This is a genomic window from Gordonia sp. UCD-TK1 (assembly GCF_001691435.1).
Classification (GTDB): domain Bacteria; phylum Actinomycetota; class Actinomycetes; order Mycobacteriales; family Mycobacteriaceae; genus Gordonia; species Gordonia hongkongensis.
Window position 1 is genome coordinate 79,671 of the sequence record NZ_LZMP01000009.1, and the last position, 22,719, is coordinate 102,389.

The 22,719-nt window shown below is 63.2% G+C and carries 15 protein-coding genes; 9 read left to right on the forward strand and 6 right to left on the reverse strand.

Annotated features, from left to right (window positions below; translation table 11 throughout):
• Positions 1 to 2 precede the first annotated feature (2 nt).
• The 5 genes from A9310_RS25035 to A9310_RS07355 are packed head-to-tail and all read right to left on the reverse strand — an operon-like array spanning position 3 to position 7,822.
• Positions 3 to 422, reverse strand: coding sequence for a HEAT repeat domain-containing protein (locus A9310_RS25035; protein WP_083207288.1), 420 nt, complete (start codon positions 420 to 422; stop codon positions 3 to 5).
• Positions 419 to 4,312, reverse strand: a complete 3,894-nt coding sequence (locus A9310_RS26240) for an RHS repeat-associated core domain-containing protein (protein ID WP_254661197.1) — start codon at positions 4,310 to 4,312, stop codon at positions 419 to 421. Before A9310_RS26240 ends, A9310_RS25035 begins: the two co-directional genes overlap by 4 nt.
• Complete coding sequence (locus A9310_RS26245; RefSeq protein WP_254661195.1) at positions 4,209 to 6,788, reverse strand: putative T7SS-secreted protein; 2,580 nt, start codon at positions 6,786 to 6,788, stop codon at positions 4,209 to 4,211. Before A9310_RS26245 ends, A9310_RS26240 begins: the two co-directional genes overlap by 104 nt.
• On the reverse strand, positions 6,789 to 7,433 hold the full coding sequence (locus A9310_RS07350) for a hypothetical protein (protein ID WP_065630018.1): 645 nt from the start codon (positions 7,431 to 7,433) through the stop codon (positions 6,789 to 6,791). It lies immediately after the preceding gene.
• Positions 7,430 to 7,822, reverse strand: coding sequence for an SseB family protein (locus A9310_RS07355; RefSeq protein ID WP_065630037.1), 393 nt, complete (start codon positions 7,820 to 7,822; stop codon positions 7,430 to 7,432). Before A9310_RS07355 ends, A9310_RS07350 begins: the two co-directional genes overlap by 4 nt.
• Before the next feature lie 690 nt (positions 7,823 to 8,512).
• Between A9310_RS07355 and A9310_RS25040 the strand changes: the two genes are divergently transcribed.
• The 5 genes from A9310_RS25040 (at position 8,513) to A9310_RS07375 (ending at position 12,624) form a co-directional block, all read left to right on the forward strand.
• Positions 8,513 to 9,160, forward strand: a complete 648-nt coding sequence (locus A9310_RS25040) for a DUF3558 family protein (protein ID WP_238994889.1) — start codon at positions 8,513 to 8,515, stop codon at positions 9,158 to 9,160.
• A gap of 222 nt (positions 9,161 to 9,382) precedes the next feature.
• Positions 9,383 to 10,636, forward strand: coding sequence for a hypothetical protein (locus A9310_RS07360; protein WP_065630019.1), 1,254 nt, complete (start codon positions 9,383 to 9,385; stop codon positions 10,634 to 10,636).
• Positions 10,637 to 10,645: 9 nt separating this feature from the next.
• On the forward strand, positions 10,646 to 11,275 hold the full coding sequence (locus A9310_RS07365) for a uracil-DNA glycosylase (protein ID WP_065630020.1): 630 nt from the start codon (positions 10,646 to 10,648) through the stop codon (positions 11,273 to 11,275).
• A 238-nt stretch (positions 11,276 to 11,513) separates the two neighbouring features.
• Positions 11,514 to 11,945 (forward strand): hypothetical protein, encoded by a 432-nt coding sequence (locus tag A9310_RS07370; protein WP_139104555.1) that lies wholly within the window; start codon positions 11,514 to 11,516, stop codon positions 11,943 to 11,945.
• A 73-nt stretch (positions 11,946 to 12,018) separates the two neighbouring features.
• Positions 12,019 to 12,624, forward strand: coding sequence for a trans-aconitate 2-methyltransferase (locus tag A9310_RS07375; protein WP_065630022.1), 606 nt, complete (start codon positions 12,019 to 12,021; stop codon positions 12,622 to 12,624).
• A 59-nt stretch (positions 12,625 to 12,683) separates the two neighbouring features.
• Here A9310_RS07375 and A9310_RS07380 read toward each other — a convergent pair whose 3' ends face one another.
• The gene (locus A9310_RS07380; protein ID WP_139104556.1) at positions 12,684 to 13,175 is read right to left on the reverse strand and encodes a nuclear transport factor 2 family protein; all 492 of its coding nucleotides are present in this window, start codon (positions 13,173 to 13,175) and stop codon (positions 12,684 to 12,686) included.
• Positions 13,176 to 13,670: 495 nt separating this feature from the next.
• Here A9310_RS07380 and A9310_RS07385 point away from each other — a divergent pair, with 495 nt between their 5' ends.
• The 4 genes from A9310_RS07385 to A9310_RS07395 form a co-directional block, all read left to right on the forward strand.
• Positions 13,671 to 16,748: a hypothetical protein gene (locus A9310_RS07385; RefSeq protein WP_139104557.1), complete on the forward strand. Its 3,078-nt coding sequence runs from the start codon at positions 13,671 to 13,673 to the stop codon at positions 16,746 to 16,748.
• A gap of 8 nt (positions 16,749 to 16,756) precedes the next feature.
• Positions 16,757 to 22,024 carry a DEAD/DEAH box helicase gene (locus tag A9310_RS07390; RefSeq protein ID WP_065630025.1) on the forward strand — a complete coding sequence of 1,756 codons (5,268 nt, stop codon included), beginning with the start codon at positions 16,757 to 16,759 and terminating at the stop codon, positions 22,022 to 22,024.
• Positions 22,025 to 22,335: 311 nt separating this feature from the next.
• Positions 22,336 to 22,497: a hypothetical protein gene (locus A9310_RS26560; protein WP_083207289.1), complete on the forward strand. Its 162-nt coding sequence runs from the start codon at positions 22,336 to 22,338 to the stop codon at positions 22,495 to 22,497.
• A gap of 65 nt (positions 22,498 to 22,562) precedes the next feature.
• Positions 22,563 to 22,719 (forward strand): transposase (locus A9310_RS07395; RefSeq protein WP_083207290.1); only part of this gene is annotated, 157 nt, incomplete at its 3' end.

Sequence of the window (22,719 nt, forward strand, 5' to 3'; positions counted from 1 at the left end):
AATCAAGAAGAAGATTGCGTACATTGTGCAAGCGAGTTCTCGGCGCAATGACGAACCCACTCATCTTCGTCACGTGTGAGTCGCTGCAACAACGCTTGACTGAGCTTAGGGTTCTTTGCTAGCGCCGCACGGACGCCCGCGTCGGAGTCGGAGGCCAATAAGTCGGCAATCGCTTCGTCCTTCGCCGCAGAGCGTCGCATCGCAACTGTGAAACGTACGTCACGATCTACGTCCTGCGCGAGGATTCTGAGAACGTCAAGCGGAAGGGTCTTGTTCTGCACAACGAAGGCCCGGTACTCGGGCACTTCGGAGATGATCCTGAGCCACACCTCCGCTGGTGCCGAGTCACGAGCCAGACGGTGCTGATCCTCGAGGTCGTCGCTGTTGAGGAGTGACTCATACTCACTAAGTGAGGTGATCAATGCAGGTCCTTTCTGGGTATGAAGACTCCGGCATCGCCTTTGTGTTTGCCCACGATGAAATCTCCGTACTCGTCGGCGTCTCTGATCCAATGCAGTCCGCGCTTGTCTTCTGTGTACACCTTCCACACCGAGTTCCCGTGACCAGCGTCATCCTTTGACCACCAGAGGCCGTCCGATCTGCTCTTGTAGTACTTTCTAGAGCCCCAGGACTTCGTCTCTGAGGTGCCGTCCTTGGTGATCTCCCATAGCCTCCGCTCGGGCGACTGTTTGTCGTCCCGTTCCAGCGAGTCGCCGTCACCCGAGCGGGAGTCACCGCAGCCCTTCGTAGGGGCCAGACCACGCGGGTCAGCCGCCAACGTGGGGTTTGTCGGGTATGTATGAGGGTTGGGTGCGGGCCGGAGTCCCAGCGGATCCGGACTCAGGTAGCGCCCTGAGCCTGGGTGGTAGTACCTATGTCGGTTGTAATGGAGACCGCTCTCGGGGTCCGCGTACTGACCAGGGAACGCCCACGGCGTCCAGGAACCAACCCACGTGTGCTCGCCGTAGAGAGTTCTCGCTGAGTGCCCGGCGACTTCGCCGGTGTGCGGGTCGACGAGTGCTGTTGGTGTCGCGATCTGATCAGTGACGATCGCGAAGAACTCTCGATCGACTTCGGTCTGGGTCCACTTGACGGGCCTCGACGGCGCGACCCCAGGTGAGCCGAGGTTGAGGCTCACGTCCGCGTCGGGTGCGCTATTCCTTGAGTCAGCATCGTCCGTCGCAAAAATCGATTCTGTACTGCGCGTCTGAGCCAGAGGTGTGTACGCATAGGGCGCGAACGTCCAGGTAGTCGCCGTAAGGCCAGCGTTGGAGTCGGCGTCCGGCACACAAGGAGTCGACTCCGTCTGCTCGACCATCTGCTCGCCGTGCCAGTGGAACCGAGTGACTGCCCCGGTTGCCGTGTTGGTCTTGCGGAGTCTTCGCCCGAGGTGGTCGTAGGTGTACGTCCACGTCGTCCCGTCGGGAGTCGTCACGCTGCGCAGTCGATCGTGAGCGTCCCAGACGTAATGCCACGCATCGGGTTTGCGAGATAGTCGCCTACGACTCATCGAGGTGAGGCGACCGGCGGGATCGTATCGGTACGACGTCCGGCCGTCGTCGACAAGCAGGGTGCCGGAGTATCGCCAGCGGGGGCCCTTCGAGACTCGGCTAGCGCCTCGCACCTCAGGGAACGGAGACTGGCTCGCGCCTCGCACCTCAGGGAGCTGGGGCTGACCTACGCCTCGCACCTCGGGGAGCGGAGGCTCGCCGCTGTCGTGCGGGTCAGGCGGCCGCGTGGTCTCAGCCCGCGAGTCAGCTATTGCGTAGTTGGTGATGTTGCCGGTCGCGTCGTAGGTCAGTTGCTCCGTGCCGGCCGGACTGACCGCCGCAGTGATCCGCCCAAGTACATCGACCTGGTAGTCGGTCCGGCCGCGATCAGCGAGCGTCGTCGTCGCAGTGGTTAGGATGCCGTCGGCGCGATAGGTGTACTCGGCTCGTGCGACAGTCCGTTCCGGTCCCCCGCCACCTCTACCATTCGAGCCAAGGTTCAGCGTCGCCGGATTCGCAGAGACCGTCGCAACCGATCGGCCGACGAGCCGTCCGACCGGATCCCACGACGAGTCGATAGCTGTGCCGTCGAAGCGTCGACGCTGCTCGCGACCAGACGCGTCGGTGGTGATGTCGCAGGTACGTCCCGCCGTCGAAATGAAGTCGAGCACGCCACGCGGGTCATACCCGTAACTCGTGTGCACCGCCGTCGGCGTCGTCACCGATGCCGAACGGCCCGCGCCCGTCCAACCCGACTCGATCACCCAGTCGGCAGATCCGTCGTTCACGCCGGTCAGTAGCGGCATGCCCGCCGCCGTATACGTCGCGTGCCACCGCCCGAACGCACCATTGACACTCTCCGGCCGCCCAGCGAAGTCGTAGCTGTACTCGGTGACCTCCCCGTCGAAGCCGGGGTTGACCGGGTCCGAACTGCGTTCAGCGACAACACGACCGGCTGCGTCGTACTCGAAGGCTACAGTCTGCCCGGCCGCGTTCGTCCGCGTAGCGAGCCGTCCGCCCGCGTCGTACGTGTAGGTCGTTGTCGCGTTGTTGAAGTCGATCTCGGACTGCAACGACCCGTCCGGGTTGTACGAGTAACTCCACACCAGACCGTCGGGGTTGGTGACAGCGACTAGCCGGCGTGCGGTGTCGTAGGTGAACGCGGTTCGCGAACCATCCGCATCGATCCGCGCGACCGGCAGGTCGTAGTGGCCGTACTCCCAACGAGTGGTCGCGCCGACGGGATCGACGTAGGCGACGCAGTTGCCCTCGCCGTCGTACTCCCACCGCGACTGTCCACCATCGGGAGCGACGAGACTGGTCCGATTCCCCATCGCGTCGTACCCGACGGTGGTTCTGGCGCCCTCGGCGGCGACGACCTCGACCGGCCGCCCGAACGCGTCGTATCTGATCCGCGTCGTGTTGCCGAGCATGTCGATGATCTCGGTGGGGAGTCCGGCCGCGTTGTTGCGGTAGCGAACCATCACGCCGTCGGGATCCGTGAGCGACGTCAGTGCGCCGTTTTCGTCGTAGGTATACGACGTGACCGCGCCGGCATTGTCGGTCACCGTCAGCGGACTTCCACTGTCGGTGTACGCGATACGCGTGGTGACCGGGCCCGGTTCGACGATCCGATCCGGCCGTCCCGGACCCGCGTAACTCACTTCCGTCGCTGCGCCGTCGGGTCCGACGATCCGCTCGACATCACCGAAAGCGTTGTAGTGCAGTCGTGTCGAGAGTCCATCTGCACCGGTGAGCACCATAGGTTGTCGACTGTCGTTGTAGTCGATCCTAGTGATCCGACCCAGCGCGTCGATCTCCTGCCGCACCCGATTGTCTGCATCGATGCCGTACAGCGTCATCGCGCCGACGGCGTCGGTGTAGGTCGTCATCGACCCGGGGCCCGCCGTCCGGAGCTGGTAGTCGAACCGCCCGGACCACACTCCGTTCATGCCGGACTGGATGGTCACACGGCCCAGGTCGTCGTACCGGTTCCAGTACTCCATCCCGATCGAGTCGCGCCACCAGGTCATCCGCCCGGCGTCGTCGTAGCCGAAACGCGTTGTGGCACCGACGGCGTTGGTCGACGCGGCGAGGTGGCCGCGGTGGTAGGTGAACATGCACAGTTGCTGGTCGGCCGGAACGCCGTCCACCCCGGCAACTAGGCGGTACCCCAGGATCCGAGCACCGTCGCACTGCACATCGATGCGGTAGCCGGCGGAATGCTCGACCGCCGAGGGGCTTCCGTGCTCGTCAAAGACGAAGCGGATGCGGTTGTGATGCCGGTCGGTCATGGCGGAGACAGCGATGCTCCCGGCCGTGACGTCGACGCCGTCCAGTTCTGGGATCGGGATGAAGAACCAGCTGACGAGCGTGCGGACATGGGTCAGCTGGTACCCATCCGTCGCTGTTGCTCGCAGTTCCCAGTCGGTGTCGTTCACGCTTCGCGACACGGAGTCATCTTGCGGTTTCGGGAAATTCGTCATCGTGCCGTCGGCGTCGACGATGGTCACCAGGTCGTCGGAGACGATGGCGCGGGCGTCGAAGGTCGACGGGGTCGTCGGTCCGAGCCATCGACCCCACCGATACCGCGACCGATGTCGATGGGTCAGTCGGAGCGGCAGGACGCCGGGAAGGTCGACGTCGGTCAGGGGAAGGAAGTACTCGCCGGTCGCGACGTTGACGGGTTCGCCGTTGCTGCGACACTGCTCGGGTGCCTCATTGCCCTCGCTGGTGTCCGCGCGCTCCGTCGTGCCCGCGTCGGTGCGTTTGGGGTTGGGCGGGGTCGATCGGATCGCCGGTGTCGTTGTCCGGGGCGGAATTGTCGACGTCCGGGTTGTCACCGTCGGGTCGATTGACAGGTGCGGAGTCGCGCGGCGACGACGGCACATCGGGGCTCGCCGGACGTGGGCCGGCCGGTGACGGGCGTTCCGGTGTGAACGGGCGGTCGGGAATCACTGTCGGCGGGATCGGCCGGTCGTCAGGCCCGGTGCGCGGCGGGCTAGGTGTTGTGTCCGGCATGATCCGCACGGTGGGTTCGGGCACGTGATGGGTGTTCGACGGAACCGGACGGCCGCGGTCTGCATCGCGCGGTGTAGTCGATTCCGGTGTGGTGCGCGCAGACGGCGTGCGGTCCAGGGCGTGGTCAGGTGCGCGCGGAGGCGTCGCAGGAGCATCCGCACGCGCCGGCGCGCCGGGACCAGCCGGCGTCGGAGCGGGTTTCGATTGTGCCGGATCAGGTGTGGCATGTGGCGTCGACACCGGATGATGACCGGCCACCGGCCCGACGGGTCCGGCTGCGGGCGTGTCGGTGTGCTCAGGTATTCGCGTTGGTGTTTCGACGACGTCGGGTCGAGTTGTCGGCGCGTCGGGATGGATCGAGGCCGGCGTGGGTCGTGGACCAGGCGCGTCTGGGTCGGGTCGCGTGTGAGGTGTTGTGGGACGTGCTGATTCGTCGGCTTTGGGTGGGTGCCCGCCGATCGGTTCGTCGTGCCGGGCCGGGTTCCGGTCGACGACGGGCTCGTCGGGCTTGGGCGCCGACGGTTCATGGTGCGTCGGGTTCGGTGCGCCGTCGCGGTCGACGGCGTTGTGTCCGGGAGCGGACTGGCCCGGTGAATGGTCGGCACCAGGTGCGATTGCGGGAGTGGTGGTGTCGCCGCGGTTGGGCCCGGGCGGGTCGTCGTCCCCCAGATTCCGTGGTCCAGTTGGATTGTCCGCGGGTCCCGGCGTCGGCGATCCCGGCCCGTCGGAAGCGGGCGAGGGAGTGGGCTCGGGATTCGGAGTGGGCGCGGGGGTCTCGGGACCGGGTGTGTGCGGGCCGGTGCTGCCGACAGGTCCGCCGGCGACGGGCTGATCCGGCGACGCAGAGTCAGGGCGTGGCGCGGGTGGTTCGAGTGCTCCCCCGCTGGACGGAGTGTCGACCGCGTCGGGAGTGGGAGCCGGATTCGGTGGGCCGGCGGGCGCCGGTGACTCCGGGGCCGTAGCGTCCGGCGAGGGACCGTCAGCTCTGGGGACCGGAGGCGCATTGTGGTCGACAGCGAGGTCGGGACCTTGTCGTCCAGGCAGGTCGGCACTGGGGCTGGCGCCAGGCGTGTCTGGCGACGATCCGTGTGGCGCGGGCGTCGGGTGTGGTGACGCGGGCGGGGCGCCTGGGTGACGTGGTGTCGGGTTGATGTGTGGAGTTGGTGGCGTCGACGGGATGTTGCGACCGGCCTTCATGAAGCCGGTCAACATACCGCCGCCCTTTGGACCCGGGGCAATCATCATGGCCGTGTTGCCGATGACGTTGCCGAGTGCCTGGGACGGATCGGTCGACCATCCGGATCCGGCGAAGTTCCGGACGAACTCGTCGGGATGGGCGACCTGGTGCACGATCCCGGTGACCATGGTCGCCGAGTTGCGCATGTAGTTGTGGGGATTGGCAACGTTGTACGGGTTCTGCGGGAGCATCGTGTTCAGCCCCCTCACCACCTCGGTGACCGACCCGATGAGACCTGCCTCGAAGTGGTTGAAGCCGGTGACGGCGGCGGTCCCGACATCGGTAGCGGTCATGCGCGCCTGATCGAACGCGGACGGCATCGGCGGTGCCATGTTCGCGGCGCCGCTCAGTTCGGCCTTGACGCCCGGGGCCGACGAGTTGCGGTGGTCGCGGCCGACTTTGAGGACTCGCTCCGCCTCGGCCTTGTATCCGGGCCAGGGATCGGGTCCGGGATGGGTGGGCGGGGTGTCGCGTCGATCGTTCTTGTAGTCGTCGAGTTCGTCGTTGTAGATGTTGGCCTTGGTGACCCATTCGTCCCGTTTGCGCTCGCCCTCTTCCCAGATGCGCACGGCCTCGGCGGCTTTCTGCTGCGCAAAGGTAACGACGCCGGCCCAACCTGTGAGTGCGGCAGCGGCTTTAGCCGCGGCGTCGCCGGCGGCGAACCATGGTGGAACCTGGCGGCCGATCGCATCGGCAAACTCTTGTCCGCCGTCGCCCGACCAGTCGTCCACCGAAATGGCGCGCAAGCCCTCGCCGGCGGTGACGAAGTTCCCGGCGAAACCCGTGAACTTCTCAGCGAGAGAGTTGATTCCGGACGGATCACCAAGGATCAACTCCCTGGGGTCTTTGGTCTCGTCGAGATTCTTCTCGTCGGGCATGGCGCCCAGCGAGTTGGCGACGTCGTCACCGAAGTCTTCGACGTTTGTGGCGATGCTGTCAAGGCCGACGGCGCGCAAACCGCCGCCGAGGAGCTCCGTGGCGCCGTCGATGAGTCCGCCGACGACCTCCTTGCCGCCTTCGAGGGCGTCGAACAGCCCCACTTACTTCGTCTCCGGCGTGCCGGCTGGTTCGCTCTCGGCGGTGCTCGGTGAGTCGGCGGTGAACCCGTCACGCTCGAAGCCGTCGATCGTGTCGGTTACGAGCGATGACGGATCGACCTGGTGGCGTGCGATGGTCTCGAGGTCCTCGACCACCGTCCCTCGGAGTTGTTCACCGAGCTCCTGGTGTTTCCGTATCTCTTCCGGCGTCAGGGCCCACTGCGGATCGGTGATGGCGTTCTTGTTGTGCTCCCACAGATCGCCCCACGACATTCCTTTGATCTCGTCTGGGGTGAGGCTCGGGTCGCCGAACACGTCCATCGCATAGTTCTTGAGCTGGTCGCCCGCCCATTTCTCTTCACGCTCGTAATGGCTGGCACCGAGCCCGAGTCCTCTCGACAACTCAGCGGCCCCGGTCACCAAGGCTCGAACACCCCACTCCCAGCGGTCGCAGTACTCCTCGAGTCCGCTCTTCGGGTCGGCATGTCCGATAGTTCCGCCGTCGAGGTCGAGGTCCCCGTATCCGCGACCGAGCGCCGCGCTGTAGTCCGATCCGACGCCGGTGTCGGCGAGTCCGTCGATCACGCCGTTGATCCCGGCGCTGGCCTTGTCGAGGGCCGAGGGCTCAACGTGCAGGTTTTCAGTCATCGGACTACCCTGCCCTCGTCGTCGTAGTAGCAGTGCGGTGTCAGCTCGCGGGATGGCGGGAACGTCATCGTCGACGGCGTCGCGGGATCGACGACGAGGCCGGTGGGTTCGGGGGCTTGGTCGAGGACTCGGTCGATCAGCGCATGACCGGGAACGTCGAGGTAGCGGACCTCGTCCAGGTCGCGGTCGGTGAGCTCGGCGAAGTCGCGCAGGCGTTCCGGCGTCGTGAACGCCAGCATCCACGGGATACCGGCCTCCACCAGCGTGAACAGGCGTCCGTGGAGGTCCAGAGGAACAGCGAGGGTGGCATCGCGGAGGGCATCGTAGAGCCGAGGTGGATCGCCGAAACCGGACAAATACGCCCGCACCTCATCGACATATGTCGTCATCACCGGACTCCCCGCAGTCATCACCGTGTGCCGGTTGATGCTAGATCATGAAGCTCGAGTTCTCGCGGTGGTGTCCACAGGTCGGCTGAACCCGTATTCGCGGTGACACGCCAGGTTGCGTGCCGTCCCATTTCCGCCCGGCGAAGACTCCGGAATGTCGTTTCTGCTTCAAGCCCCCGTGTTGGGTGGAATCAGAATCCGCCACTACGCACATGTCGCGAGTTCGTCCACAACTCGGCGGCCCCCGTCACAATGACCCCGCGTCGTACTAGTCTGTTCGACGAGTCGGCCCCAGCACGGGTCCGTCACCGGGAGGGGGACCCATGAGCACGCCATTCGCCGACGACTCACTGCTGCCCCAGGCCGTCCCGGAAATGCCGGTCAGCCCGCACGGTCGCGCAACGGTACTGCGATCTGAGCGCGCTGATTGGGAGCGAAGGGCTGCTGCGGCGAATTCAGCGGCATCGCAGCTAGCGGAGGCGGCGAGATCCTTGGATCCCGCCGCTCGAGCAAATTGGTTCGGCGACTGCGTCGAGGGTCGTTCTTTTCACGAAGCCTTAAGAGGGTCGCTTGAGCGCCTGTCAGAGACTCTCACTGAGCAAGTGAACCGAACAATCAGCCTAAGTGAGCAGTGCCGACTGGCGGCCGACAGGATCGAGGGTGTTGATAACGAGGGTGCGGTAGGCCTTGGTGCGTGACATCGCGAGGGCTGTAGGTCGCTTCTCGATTTGTGTCGTTGCGGCCAGCCTGGCCAGTGGATGCTCTACCAATGGCGATCCGGCAGCCATCACATCGTCACCTAGTTCTTCGACTCCGATACAGACCATTCGGCAGACGGACGATGCAGGACTGAGGCTTCCGTTCGATACCGACTTCCCAAATCGCTGGAGTATCAACAACGATGGAAGTCCATATGAGCCGTGCACTCAAGTACCGACGGAAGTGCTCCGCAACTTTGGCCTTAACCCATCATCTGTCAGTGACGCTGCTGCGTCTGACTTCCAGACAGCTCGCGGTTGTGAATGGACTTTTGTCGACGATAACCTGTCAGCTATCTCGCAGTACGTCGGCGACATTGTGCACCCACAGGATGGGTTGGACGGACATAAGGCCCTGAACAGCTCAGGAACGGAATGGTTTTCAGATCTGGTAATGCAGGGCCGTAGAGTACTTGTTGGTTCGATAGCACCGTCCGACTGCGCAGTCTATGTGCGTTCCGGAGATGCAGTCGTAGTCACATCAGTTATCAAGTTTGGCGGCGACGCCCCCTCTACGGCTCAGATTTGTCGCGAGGCTGCAGACTTCTTGAAGAGTACGATCAGCCGGATCCCGGAGTAGATTTCCAAACCTGTTTATGGGCAATTGATCAACGACGTGGGTGTGATCGGACCCGAAGTGCAAAGCTAGCCTGCGCGATCACGCGTGCACACTTTGCCTTCCGTAGCCCGAGGATCTCGTGTCTGTTCAGTAGGAGTGGGTTCTGTCCCCCGTTCAGACGAACTGCGATTGTGTCCGCCTTGTCCGCTACATTCGTTTGGTCACCACGCAGATGGAGGTTCGATGGCCAAGGAGCTCGTAGAGGTGCCGGTGTGGACGCTGGCAACGGATGAGGCGGACATCCCCGCTGTTCTGAGCGACACAGCGCTAACTCCTGATCGACTCGCGGGGCTTCGACGCGCGCTCGCCGAGTTAAGCGAGACGCCCCTGACGACGCTGGAGGCTCATACGGCACCCGAGTCCCTCGATCGGTCGAAGGGTATCCACCTGCACGGTGTGAGTCCGTTGGCGCAGCAGCTCTCACAGCTTGTAAAGAACACGCCGCAGGTCTTCACCGACGGTGGCGAAACGCTCTACCGAATGCAGGTACCGGCAAAGTTTGCGGCACAGGTCGCAGGCGGGATGGTTAAGCCGATGGCGGCGTCGACTGCTTCGGGCGGAGTGCACACTGCGCTGACCAACGGATCAAAGATCGTGGGTCAAGCAACGATGGTTCCTGTGACCGCGGGAAAGGCAGCCGCTGCCGGTGCCGGCGCCGCGGCACTGACTGTCGCGGCGCCCTTGGTCCTAATGGCCGTGGCCGTTGGCGTAAGCGCACACGCCGACCAGCAGCGTCAGAAAACCCTCGAGAGGATCACTGAACWACTCGAGAAGCTTGTTGCTGACAACCTGGAGTCCGAACAGCACGCGCTGGAGGCATGCCGGGGTGCTATTCAGAAGGCGACCTCCATCGTCCTGGACGAGGGGCGAATAGGGGTGTCCCTGGGACTTGACTCCGCAGTGTTTGCGATCGACAGCGCCGTGTCCAAAGCGTCGTCCCGAATCGTTAAGTGGGAGAAGGCACTGCAGACGTTCGACAGCGACAAGGTCGAACTCAACAAACTAGTCGGGGCGATCCCGGGTGTAGAGGCCGAAGGCAGCGAGTTCTACGTGCACGTCCAGCTAGCCCGGCTTGCTATCGCGATGAAGCGGCGAGTCATCGTGCTGCAAGCGGTTGAGCACGCGCAACTGTCGGAAGGGAACCCGTTCGAACGCTTCGCTGCGGTGCTGCATAAGGAGCAACAAGATATCGAAGCAATCGATCGCCGCCTTGACGGCGTCTTGCTTCGCCTGTCAGCGCTGCAACTTGACCGGTCTCACGGCATCCGCGACATCATGTTCTCCTCCGGCGAGGTGGACAAACTGCTGAACACAACGCGTCGACTGCGCGATCTCGGGCAGGCGGTGCAGATTGCCGGACGGCAGTCGGAGGTCACCATCGACATGGTCCAGGAGAAGGACGGTTCGGTGATCGTCTTTCCTGCGATCGCCTCGTAGAGGTCAACGATGGGGCCGGCGAACGGACGCAACGCGGACCCCAACGTGGTCGCGGCGAAGCTGGCGCGGATTCGTGAACCCCACGTTGCGCCACTCAACGAACTCGCCGATCGGGTCGCCGATGCCGAAGGACTACACCGAGGTGAGGTGCCCTACGTCGACCCCGACACCGGCGGTGTCAACGCTCGGATGCTCGTGCTACTGGACAACCCGTCGACCAAGGCCGAATCGACCAGCGGCTCGGGCCTTTTGAGTTTGGACAACAACGACCGGACCGCGCGGAACTGCCGCGAGGCGTATGCCCGCCACGGAGTCGACTGGGTCGATGTCGTGCACTGGAATGTGGTGCCGTTCCCGGTTGCCGGTGTGAAGAACGGCGGATCGACCCCGGCGGAGCGGGCGCGCGGGGCCCGTTGGACCCGGGAAGTGGTAAGTCTGCTCCCAAATCTCGAGATCGTCCTGCTTCTCGGTGGTTCCGCTCGCGATGGCTGGCGTCGTGCATCCATCACGCGCGCCGGCATCTACGTGCCGGCAGGCAAGATTCCGCACTGTTCGATGCGCGGCTTGAACACCGCGGGCGGGCGCGAGCGGTTCGAAGCCGCGATAGCCGACGTATCGACGAGACTCATGCTGGCCTGAGCAACCACCTGGGACAGATGAGGACTGCGGTGACGTTCTGCCACCGGCGTGCAGTCGTAGCTTCGGGACGCCCACACGGTTCCGACGAGCATGGCCAACGCGCTGTGCAGCAGAATCTCTCGCTGCCGCCGGACCGCCCTACTGTCATCGCATGACGACTGACACGCATGGTGCGCAGCGAGTGCTGCGAACACGCTCCGCGTCCGCACCGTCCACGGTGTGGCTAGCCACCGCACTGATGATCACCGGCGCGAGCATCCAGCTCATCGGCATGTTCCACGCGCTCTCGTTGGTCGACGCAGTCAGGGAAGAAGCACGTCTGCGGCAGTCCGTTCGCCTCGGTGACGGATCAACTTATCGGAGCTCTGACGCACTAGATGTCGCGAGCGAGACCGGGACCAACGTCGCGACCGGTTTGATCGTCGCGTCGTGCCTCGCACTTGCCGGACTCTGGCTACTGCTTGCGTACGCCAACCTGCGCGGTTTCCGCTGGGCACGCGTGGCGGCCAGCGTCATCGGCGCGGTAGGCATCGTCTCCGGGATCACGTCCGTAGCAACCTATGACAGGTCAGTGACCAGCACGCTCGACGTCCTGCTGTTGGTCATCGAAGTCGCCGTACTGAGTCTCCTTTGGCATCCGTGTTCAGCGCCCCACTTCCGCCAGAAGTGACCTGACAGTCGGCCAACGCCCCGCTGCGTTTCGGCACGGTCGATGATTCCGGCGCGTTTGGCAGAATGCGGGCATGGTCGAACAGAGCATCTGGATGCAGAAGTCCGCCGAAGATCCCAACCACTCGAGCTGGTACGTCGAGCGCTTCCGCGCCCTCGCTCGTGAGGGCAACGACCTGGTCGGCGAGGCTCGGCTCATCGACACGATGGCGTCGCGCGGGTCCCGCATCCTCGACGCCGGGTGTGGCCCGGGGCGCGTGGGCGGGTACCTCGCCGAGGTCGGACACGATGTCGTCGGCGTCGACGTCGACCCGGTCCTCATCCAAGCCGCTGAAGAAGACCATCCAGGCCCGCGATGGCTGGTGAACGACCTCGCCGAACTCGACCTCCCCGCCCGCGGCATCGACGAACCGTTCGACCTGATCGTCTCGGCCGGCAACGTGATGGCGTTCCTCGCGCCGAGCACCCGTGTCACCGTCCTCGAGCGATTGCGCGCACATCTGCGCGACGACGGCCGCGCGGTGATCGGGTTCGGCGCAGGCCGGGACTACGCGTTCGACGAGTTCCTCGAGAACGCAGCCACCGCGGGCTTCGCTCAAGATCTTCTTCTGGAGTCGTGGGACGTCCGCCCGTTCACACAGAAGTCGGAGTTCCTCGTAGCGGTCCTGCGGCCCGCGTAGAACGCAACTACATGTCGGCATCTGAGCCCAACCGTCAAGAGCCCTGAACGGCAGGCGAATCAGCCGTCGGCGGTCCCGAACGTCCCCTCAGTGATCTCGACGTTCGGCGATAGTGGCTGCCGCATCCGCCAGCGTTCAGTCAGCTTCGACACGGCGATCTTCCACTCGCCGTCTTCGACGACGTACTCGTCGTCGTACTCCCCCAGCATGACCGTCTCGGTCCGGTCGAGCAGGTTCACCTGTCGGAAGCGCAACGACCACCGCCCCGTCGCAGTCGTCTCGCTGGTGAGGGTGATGTCCGGATGCATGCCGTGGTGCATGTCGAGGATGGCGAACCGGCCGTCGACCTTGTGCAGTGCGACCCGCCGAAAGATGTCCGTCAGGGCGTCGGCATCGTCGAAGGTGCCCATCGGCCCGTAGTCGATCCGCGCGCCGGCGCGGACGAAGCAGCCGCGAAATGCGTCCGCGTCTTTGGCATCCGACGCTCGCCAGTAGCGGTATTTGAGTCGCTCGATCGCAGCGACCTGGTCGTCCGCTGAATCTGCAGTCATCGTCATCGGTTCCCGTCGAATCGTGGCTGTGCCCGTGACTCCATAACGTCACGGGCAGCCTAGATCCGCCCGCTCCCCTGCCGAGTGGAATCGCGGCCAGCCGACGGAACGAACTGCATCGGGTTAGCTGTTCGCCGTTAGACACCACTGCGCCACTGATCGTCACGCACGCGCAACCCACGTGGGGTGCACAACGGTTTGCCCTCGCCAGCAACCGTTCTGCCGATCGGAATTGTCAGTGGTCGATGCGATCATCTGGTGGTCATGAGGGGCTGACCAGGCAGGGCATACTCACAGACCCGCACCCACCCGCTACGGCCGATCCCTCGAAGGCGCTGAGGTCGCCGCGATGGACGAAGCCCTCGTGGTACTGGCTGCATCCGTTAGTCGCTCGAACAGATGAAGTCCGCAACGGGAGCCCTAAGCACGCCATCGCTGTCAGAACCGTGCGCTAGGGTCACCCGCACAAGATATTCGAAGCCTGTGAGGACCCAATTGAGCCTGGCAAGTGACAAGCGTCGAGCATCAACGCCCCCGACGCTTTCGGGGACGCCAAAGCAACGTTGGATTCGCTATCTCGAATGGAACGCTGCCGTCGCCGAGGTCGTCTACCCCGAGACCGACGAGGCTGTACCTGCGTACATGGACCTCGAGCAGGACCTGCTGAGCCGAGTCGCGGCTGCCGCCGGCGACCAGTCGTCATCGCCACGCACCGCCCTCGCTGAGGTTGTCCGTGGCGTTACCATCGAAGACATTGGGGCCTTCTCACTAGCGAAGGTTGCAGCAGAGACCAGAAAGTGGTCGCGCCGCTCGATCATCGAGCCTCCTTGCTTGGCATTCCTAGCGCTGACCGTCGTGGCGGCTGAGGAGATGGGCAACACCGAGGAGGGACTCGCCTCTCACGCGTACTACGCGCGTCTGGCTCGACTCCTGGGCCTGGCCGATAACAATGCCGCGCTGAGACGTGAGTACCCCAAGCACGCGGAGTTCATGTGGAAGCGCGTGAATACGTGGCTTGAGAACCTGGAAGGCGAACGCGGCGTACCGACCGCATTCGCGCTGACGCACCGCTATGTTGGGCTACCGATGTCGCAAGCCTTGGTCCGCGAAGCGGACCGGCGCCGACTGCCATCGATGTTCGCGCAGTTCGGTCTCAGCCCCGGCATGCGCCTCGCACCTGAGGACCTCAGCGTGTACCTCGGCATGTGGCTGTCCACTGAAGGTTCATCGGCGACAGGAAACCTTCGCCGACTATGGAAGCGCACCGACTCTCGCGAACGCATCGCCACGATCGCAGCGGTCGAACTCGCTAGCTGGGACGGCGTTCAAAGTGACTCATCAGCAACAGCCACAACAGGGCGGGCGATGATCGTTGCCAGCATGCGCAGCGGTTTCATGGGGTCTTCCCTCGATCTGTCACTTGGCTTGCGTCCGATTGGCGACAGCATGGACGGCCACATGGAGGTACTCGAGACGGCCGGACGATGGTCAGCACTTGGGTTCACGCCCGGAACAGCGGGACTCTGGCGTACCGGCTACACAGAGGAATTCGACTTCGGTTCAGTCCTCGAAGGCGTGGTCCGGGTGCGGCACGCGGGTAGCGAGAACGGGCTCGAGTACAAACGGTATCCGCGCAATGTGGTGGCGCTCATTTACGACGACCTGCAGTCAGCCTACGTACAGACCGACCGCCTCCAGCTGGGAGTTGACTCGCTGCTGCTGGTTCAGTCAGCCGGAACAACGCGCGCTGCCGCCACGGCGGTCGAAGACGTTCAAAAGGTACTCGAGGCCTGTGCGCGTCCTGGGTTCACCTCGACCACCACGCTCGAAGGTCTACCCGAGGGCTGGACTCTGTTTAGTGGCGTACAGCTCTTCGCCGCCCCGGATGCCGGCACAACCCGTTTCAATGAATTGGTTCCGCTGGCTCGCAATCAGCTTACCGTCGCAGGCGGCCTCCAGATCCCGTCACGTATCCGAAAGTGGTCAAGCATTAGTCCGCCGGAGATCCGGGCAACGGTCCAGACTGCGGAGAAGCTTCGCGTCACGGTAGCAGAATCAGAGTCGGACGCACCGATCAGGAGTTGGGAGTCTGACACCGGATCTCTGGTAGCTCCGCTTTCCGAACTGGCCCTACCCGATGGCGACTACCAGGTTTCACTGTTCACTGGCTCGAAATCGTCACCAACCCAGCAACTCTCCATTCGCCTTCGTTCTGGCGACTCGATAGACGACCTCACGTGGGCCCGTGCGCCACGACTTATCTACAACCTCGATTCCCCGGTGGGCGTACTGTCCGCGTTGGAGGGCGAGGCCGTCGAAATCGTTGTCGATGGACTCGCACATGACGGCACAGCCGACATCGCTGCCACCAAGACCGCGACGGGCTCCATTTTCTGGAACAAGCCGCGACAGAAGCAGCAATCTAGTCGCGTGAGGATCGGCACCCCAGACCCGAAGTCCTGCGTTGCGACAGGCGCCCACCACATCCAGCTCCCCACGTGGTACGGCGGGCAAGACACGAAAGTCATCGTGGGCGAGTGCACTTCATGTGGACTCGTGAAGCGCTACCCAGGGTGGCTGCCCAGGAACCGAGCGCGGGGCAGCGGCAATTACGGCCAGGCGGCAACGGAGGCGACGATAGTGGTCTCCGATCTTCCAGATGTGGCAGACTCCGGCATCAACTGGGACGCCGCTCTCGACGTCCTTGTCCATCTCGGTGGAGGCAGCTTCAGCACCCTCGAGAACGTCGCCCGGCAACTCGAGGGCTCCGCACTTTTCTCCGACACGTTTACCCGATCCCTAGAAGCACTTGGCCACATTGCGATTGAGCGTGATCAGCGAGCCCGGCCGATCAGATGGGAGCTTTCGCCGTCATGTCTCGCCCAGGTCGCGGCTGGACCGTATCGCCTCACCGGAAGGTGGTCACGGCCGACTGTCTCAGCGATTGTTGCGGATTACGGGTCACGGTCACTGACTACAAGTAGACCGAAGACTGGCCCAGCAGAAGTCATCCTCAAGCTCAATGACACCGGCTGCCTGGAGTCGATTGCCGAATTGGAAGCGGCGACCGTCGTACCGGCCGCCGGTGCAGGTATCCTCCAGTCGCTCCCCGCGCTGTCCGACGTCGGAGTCACCCTGGAGCGATCAGTCTTACCCGGCTTCGAATCAGCTGAAAGATTCGATCTCGGTTCAGCAACGTGGGTTCCAACAGGTGACGTGTCAAGCCCGGGTGCCTACCGCATCAAGCGAGGGTTCGAAACCCTTTACCTGTACCGAGATTATCGTGACGTCGCGAACAATACGGCTGCGGTTACTGGGGTCCATCTTGCGAAACATCTCGCTGCGAATGCGATTGGGAGGACGTTCGCGTTCTACATCGAGAAGCGGGAAACCGTTCTCACGCCGCGTGGCTGTGAGCTTCCGGGCCTGTACGACAGAGCAGCGGTCGCATTCGCTGGGCATCTTCCTGCATCGAAGACCGTGACGATCGCGGGGCAGAGGCGCAAGTGCCTCGAGTACTCATCGATCGACAGAGCTAATGCTGATCTCTTGACAACACTGTTGACTACGTAAGGGTTTTCATGGGTCCGATCACACCGGTAACTCTCGCGGACACACTCCGCGATACGTACCTCCGCTATTTTGATACAGCCTTCTGGCTCAATGACGACGCTGTCATGGCCGAACGCCGTGAAATACTTGCCAAGCCCGGTGCACTCATCGGACAGGTCATGATCGAGCCCGTTATGCCTTATCTCAACACCGCGAAGCTCGATGAGGTGGCCGCGGAGAGCGGCCTGCCCGCGTCCATAGCGCGACGGGTTGCGACAGCACTGTTCGCAGGAGCGCAGTCAGAGCAGATTTCACTGCGCGAGCATCAGGCAAACTCGATCCGGCATCACTTCTTGCCTGGGACCTCAACCGAGCGCAACGTAGTCGTTACTTCCGGGACTGGTTCGGGTAAGACCGAATCCTTCCTGCTACCGCTGCTGCTACGCCTCGTGCGCGAATCGTCGTCGTGGCGACCGCAAACGCAATCTGCACCATGGTGGAAATCAGCAAATGCCACATGGTCTCCGATCCGGAGCAGCGAGGATCGCTCGCCGGGTGTGCGGAGCCTCATTCTGTATCCGACCAACGCTTTGGTTGAGGATCAGATGACCCGATTGCGCCGGGCCGTCCGGAAACTACGGGATGACGATCCGCTGCACCCGATCTGGTTCGGGCGATACACCGGCAACACCACCGGCTCAGGGGCCGTGTCCAAGCCGAAGGCAGCCGAGGTTGCACAAGAACTTCGCGCCTACGCAAAAGAGTACGACTCCCTCGTCGAGGCCCAGCGGAACGGGCGCACCGACGTAGACCTGAGCCAGTTCCCAGACCCCCGCTCGGGTGAAATGCTGACACGCTGGGACATGATTGCGCACGCGCCAGACATCCTGGTGACGAACTACTCGATGCTCAACACCATGATGATGCGACATCGCGAAGATCAGATCTTCGCACAAACAGCTGCATGGCTGGCCGAGAGCATCGACAACGTGTTCACGATCGTCGTCGACGAGCTCCATCTCTATAGGGGCACGCAGGGCAGCGAAGTCGCGATGATTTTGCGAGCTCTGCTCAGGAGGCTGGGACTCGCTACCGACAGCCCCCAGCTGCGCATCATCGCGACGTCGGCCTCTCTCAACGAATCAGACGAGGGCCGTACGTACCTTGAGGAATTCTTCGGTGTCGATCCTGAAAGTTTCACCATCGAAGCCGGTCAGCAAATCACTGTGACGCCACCAAAGCAATTGGACCCTGACCTGGTGGAGTCTGGGTCCGTCGACGTCGGCGAACTCACGCACGCGATTGCCGCAGCATGTCACGGCGGTGATGACGGTCGCATCCGGGCAACGTCACTGGAGACACTTTCGGCTCGGCTATTTCCCGACGATGCAGACGGCAAACTCATCACCGCCGCATTCCAGCTGCTGGCTAGCGCCGACCTCGCTGCTGCCCAGAAAACACCAATTCCTGTGCGAGCACACGTCTTTGTCCGCGTGCCTCGCGGAATGTGGGCTTGTTCAAACCCGGAATGTCCGGGTGTCCCTGTCCACTCGGAGGAGCGCAGGGTCGGCAGGCTGTTCAGCACTCCGTTGGGAGCATGCTCGGAATGCGGTTCGCGTGTCCTTGAGCTGCTGTACTGCTATGAATGCGGTGACATCAGTCTGGGTGGGTACATCCTGGAAGCGCACGGATCACAGACCCTGCTGTCACCGACACCGGTTGACGAAAGCCAGAGCGCAAAGCCAGTCTTCTTGCGTCCGGCGAAAGAGTTCTTCTGGTACCGGCCCGGTACCCTGGACACCTATCCAGACTGGAACAAAGACGGCCTCAAGCTCGCTTTCCAGCCCACGTCATGGAATCCCGCGCTCGGCATCGCAGACAGCGTCGGCCAGCCTTCGACCGGCGTGCGACTGGTTTTCACGGGAGACAACCCGGAAGATCGCGTACCCGCGCTCCCCGACCGATGCCCGTCGTGCGGATACAAGCCTGGTGGGCGCGTCGAGAGAGGAAAGTTCCGGGCCGGCGAGGTGACGTCAGCAATTCGAGCACACACGTCAGGCGCCGCTGCGGCGACGCAGCTCTATTTGTCGCAGCTCATTCGTTCCCTCGACGAAGGCCAGGACCCCGGGGCTGCTGACCGATCGAAAACAATTGTCTTCACTGATAGTCGTGACGACGCTGCGCGCACCGCCGCTGGTGTCGCGCGCAACCATCACCGCGACCTCACCCGGCAGGTGCTTCGCCAGCAGCTTGCACAGGGTGCCGACCCGCTGGCCTCACTCGATGCGATTGTCGCCGATCCAAGCCAGCTTCATGCCCACCCCGAGCTACTCAACGGCGCGCTCGCCCGGATGAAGCAACAGGCCGGAGCCGTACTCTCGAGTGACGATGAGTCTGCACTCGCAGAAGCGCTGCGGCAGCTCGGCACAGTTGCGACGGTTACTTTTGGCGAGATGTGCGAGCGCGTAACCGATGTCCTGATCACCCTCGGTGCGAACCCTGGGGGCAGCGACCCGTGGAACCAGCAGCTCGAAGACGACCTCGACGGCGAAACCCCTTGGTATCGCGCATTTCGACCGCCGCAGCCAGGCCTGTGGAAAGAACCGCCGATCACCAACGGGCAAGCTAAGCTCAAATCAGCACTCCGATCTGCTGTCGTCGACGCGACGTTTGATCGCGCTCGCCGCGACCTCGAGTCTGTTGCTATCGCGCGCATCGATGTCACCGGTTGGGCGCCGGTACCCGGCCCGCTGAACGAGATTCAGCAGGGAGAGGTGCTCAGCACAACTCTTCGAATCCTCGGCCTCATGGGTCGAACCGAAGGGAGCAGCCGCGGCGGCGTGGAGGAAGTAGCGATAGCTCCCAAACCAATCCGCAGCTACCTTGCGGCGCTCGCAAGCACTAGCGGGCTCGATGAAGAGCTGCTCAACGATCAGCTCGTGACTCTCATGGGTGATCAGGCTGTCTCCCGCGCGGTCAGCGGATGGCTCCTCAAGACCACATCGGCTGACTCGACCCTCAGGTTCCAGCCGCCGGGTCAATCGGTGTGGCGATGCACTCGATGCAATTTCACGCATCTCCAGCCCAGCCTTGGAGTGTGCGCCAACCGGCAGTGCTTCGCTGCAGGCCTCGAAGAGGAGCCCATTCCCACTGAGGCCGACGACTACTACTCGTGGCTCGCACATCGCGAACCACGGCGCCTTGCGATCGCGGAACTAACCGGACAGACAAAGCCGCTTGCAGTCCAGCGTGATCGCCAGCGTTGGTTTAAAGGTGCGTTTACACAGTCAGAGAATCACCTTGCCGACGGGCTCGATGTTCTTTCAGTTACAACGACGATGGAGGTCGGCGTCGACATCGGCTCCCTCCGTTCAACACTGATGGCGAACATGCCTCCGCAGCGATTCAACTATCAACAGCGCGTCGGCCGTGCGGGCCGGTCCGGGCAGGCGTTGAGCTTCGCGCTCACGATTTGCCGTGATCGGACGCACGACGAGTACTACTTCAACCGGCCCGAGCGGATTACCGGAGATGTACCTCCACAGCCCTTTCTAGATCTCGCTCGACCACGGATCGTTCAGCGCGTTGTGACCAGCGAATGTTTGTACGAGGCGTTCGCCGCCCAATCGCCTGCTCCGACCTGGACACCCAACAGTAACCACGGATCATTTGGGCAGATCGACGAGTGGACTCCGCTGTTCCGCGAGGGGGTCGCCGAGTGGCTTCGGACTTCGCCCACCGTCGACGTAATCGTCAAACAGCTAGCGGCGCACACCCCCCTAGCACCAGGTGAACGCGACAGCGTGAGGGACTTCGTCAAGACCGGGCTTGCAGCACGGATCGATGACGTCGTCTCCGCCGAAGCGGGTGCCGCCGATACAGAGCTGAGCACCGCGCTCGCGAGGCACGGTGTCGTGCCGATGTTCGGATTCCCAACTCGGGTCCGCWCCCTGTGGGGCCGCCAGGTCCGCACGAAGAACGATCTGAATCGGCACGCCGTAAGTGACAGAGCGCTCGAGCTTGCAGTCCGGAGCTTCGCACCGGGCGCTGAGGTAGTTAAGGATGGGCTCGTCCATACTGCAAACGGCTTTGCTGCCTACACCGTGAAAGGCAACAGCGTTTCCGCCGTCGACCCTCTGGGCAGCCCCCGGCCGGTCAGCTCGTGTGACGCGTGCGGACAGACCACACTGTCTTCAGTACTCACCTGCAATGCCTGTGGGAGCACCATGACGCAGATGAGCCTGTACCAGCCCCGCGGGTTCCGTACAACCTACTATCCGCGAGCGTTCAATGATGACCAGGAAGTCCTCAACACGACGTCATCGCCTGCCCTGATTCCAGGCGATTCGCCAACCAGGACAGCACAGCTCGACCACCTCAAGCTCGACTTATACGAACAAGCACAACTTGTCACGATCAATGACAACTTCGGGCGTGGGTACGAGTTCCAGAGACGCGCTGACCGATCCGTGATCGCGGACACGCCACGTGGTGGCGCGGGCACCATGAACACGATCGGCGAGGTTCGTGTCACCGATGCGCTTCTCGTCACTCCTGGTCCACTTGACATCGGATCTGGAACCATCGCCCTGTATGGCCTTCCCTCCGGCAAGGCTGCCTACACTTCGTTCGCGGAAGTGCTTCGACGCGCGGCACAGGTCCTGCTTGACCTGGATTCGGTCGAGATCGCAGCAGGTCTCGTCCCTATGAGACTGTCGGCGGCCGCGAACAATGGGCAGGTGACGGACCAAGTGGGTGCCGGTGTCTTCCTCGCCGACACCGCCGAAAACGGCGCGGGCTATGCACTTGAGCTCGGCGAGCCGCAGGCCTTCCAGCGACTCCTCACCGATGCGCTTCACGAACTCCGCAGACTCTGGGAAGACCCCCATCATGCAGACACGTGCGATACGTCGTGTCCTGACTGCCTGCGGTCGTACAACAACGCTCGCCGACATCCACTCCTCGACTGGCGACTTGCACTCGACATGCTGGAGCTCACGACGGGCTCGCCGGTCGAGGCCTCGCGTTCGCTGCCCTCCGCAGCAAGATGGATGGATACTGCCGCCGCGGGTTTGAACGGCTCCAAGATGTGCGTCCTGAATTCACTCCCAGCAGTGACCAGGAGCGACAAGTGTGTCCTTCTCACCCATCCGCTTTGGCGCGTAGAAGATGACTACCTCGGTCAGCAACTCCGGTGTGCAATCGAGTCAGCCCAGCTTGAGTATCGAGCCGTGGGGACTCACGACGTGCGTGACTTCCGGCGGAATCCCATCGCGATTTGGAAGTATCTTCAATGACCAGTCGCCGATGGGCGACCCAAGAATCCTGAGACCGTCGCCTCCGAAGCGGGAGGTGGCTAAACCAGGACTCCATCCGGTCCAGGACGGTTCATCCTGAGAGGTCAGACACCAGGTAGCCAAGTACCCGACCTCTCAGGACAGCACAGTCATAGCTGTAGGGCTTCTTGAATCAGAATGTGACGAATACGAGGATCTGTACATGCGAGCTATAGAGTTCGCGAGGCTACAGTCTCACGTCGACCGCTCGACCGAACTCACTGCCGGCCCCGGCCCCGGCACCTCTGGTCGAGCTTTGCCATGCTGATGCAATGGTCGATCATCTCAGCAAGGACGGTCGTTCACGAAACATGGCCGCGATCCGGAGTAAGAACACCAAGCCTGAACTCGCACTCCGAGCGGCACTAAGGAATGAGGGGGTCACTGGATATCGCATACACAAGGCGGACCTCCCTGTGGCGTGTCCCCCGTGAACCGGTCCGGGTGGTTCTAGAGTCCTGATTGCCCTGTTGAGGGCGGAGAAGGGACGATAGGGATCATGGCGGGACGGAAGCGTCACTCGGCTGAGGACATCGTGCGCAAGTTGCGCCGAGCCGATGAACTGGCGGCCGAGGGCAAGAACGGCGAGGAGATCGCCGCCGACCTCGAGGTGTCGGCGGCCACCTTGTACAACTGGCGCCGCCAGTACGGCGGTA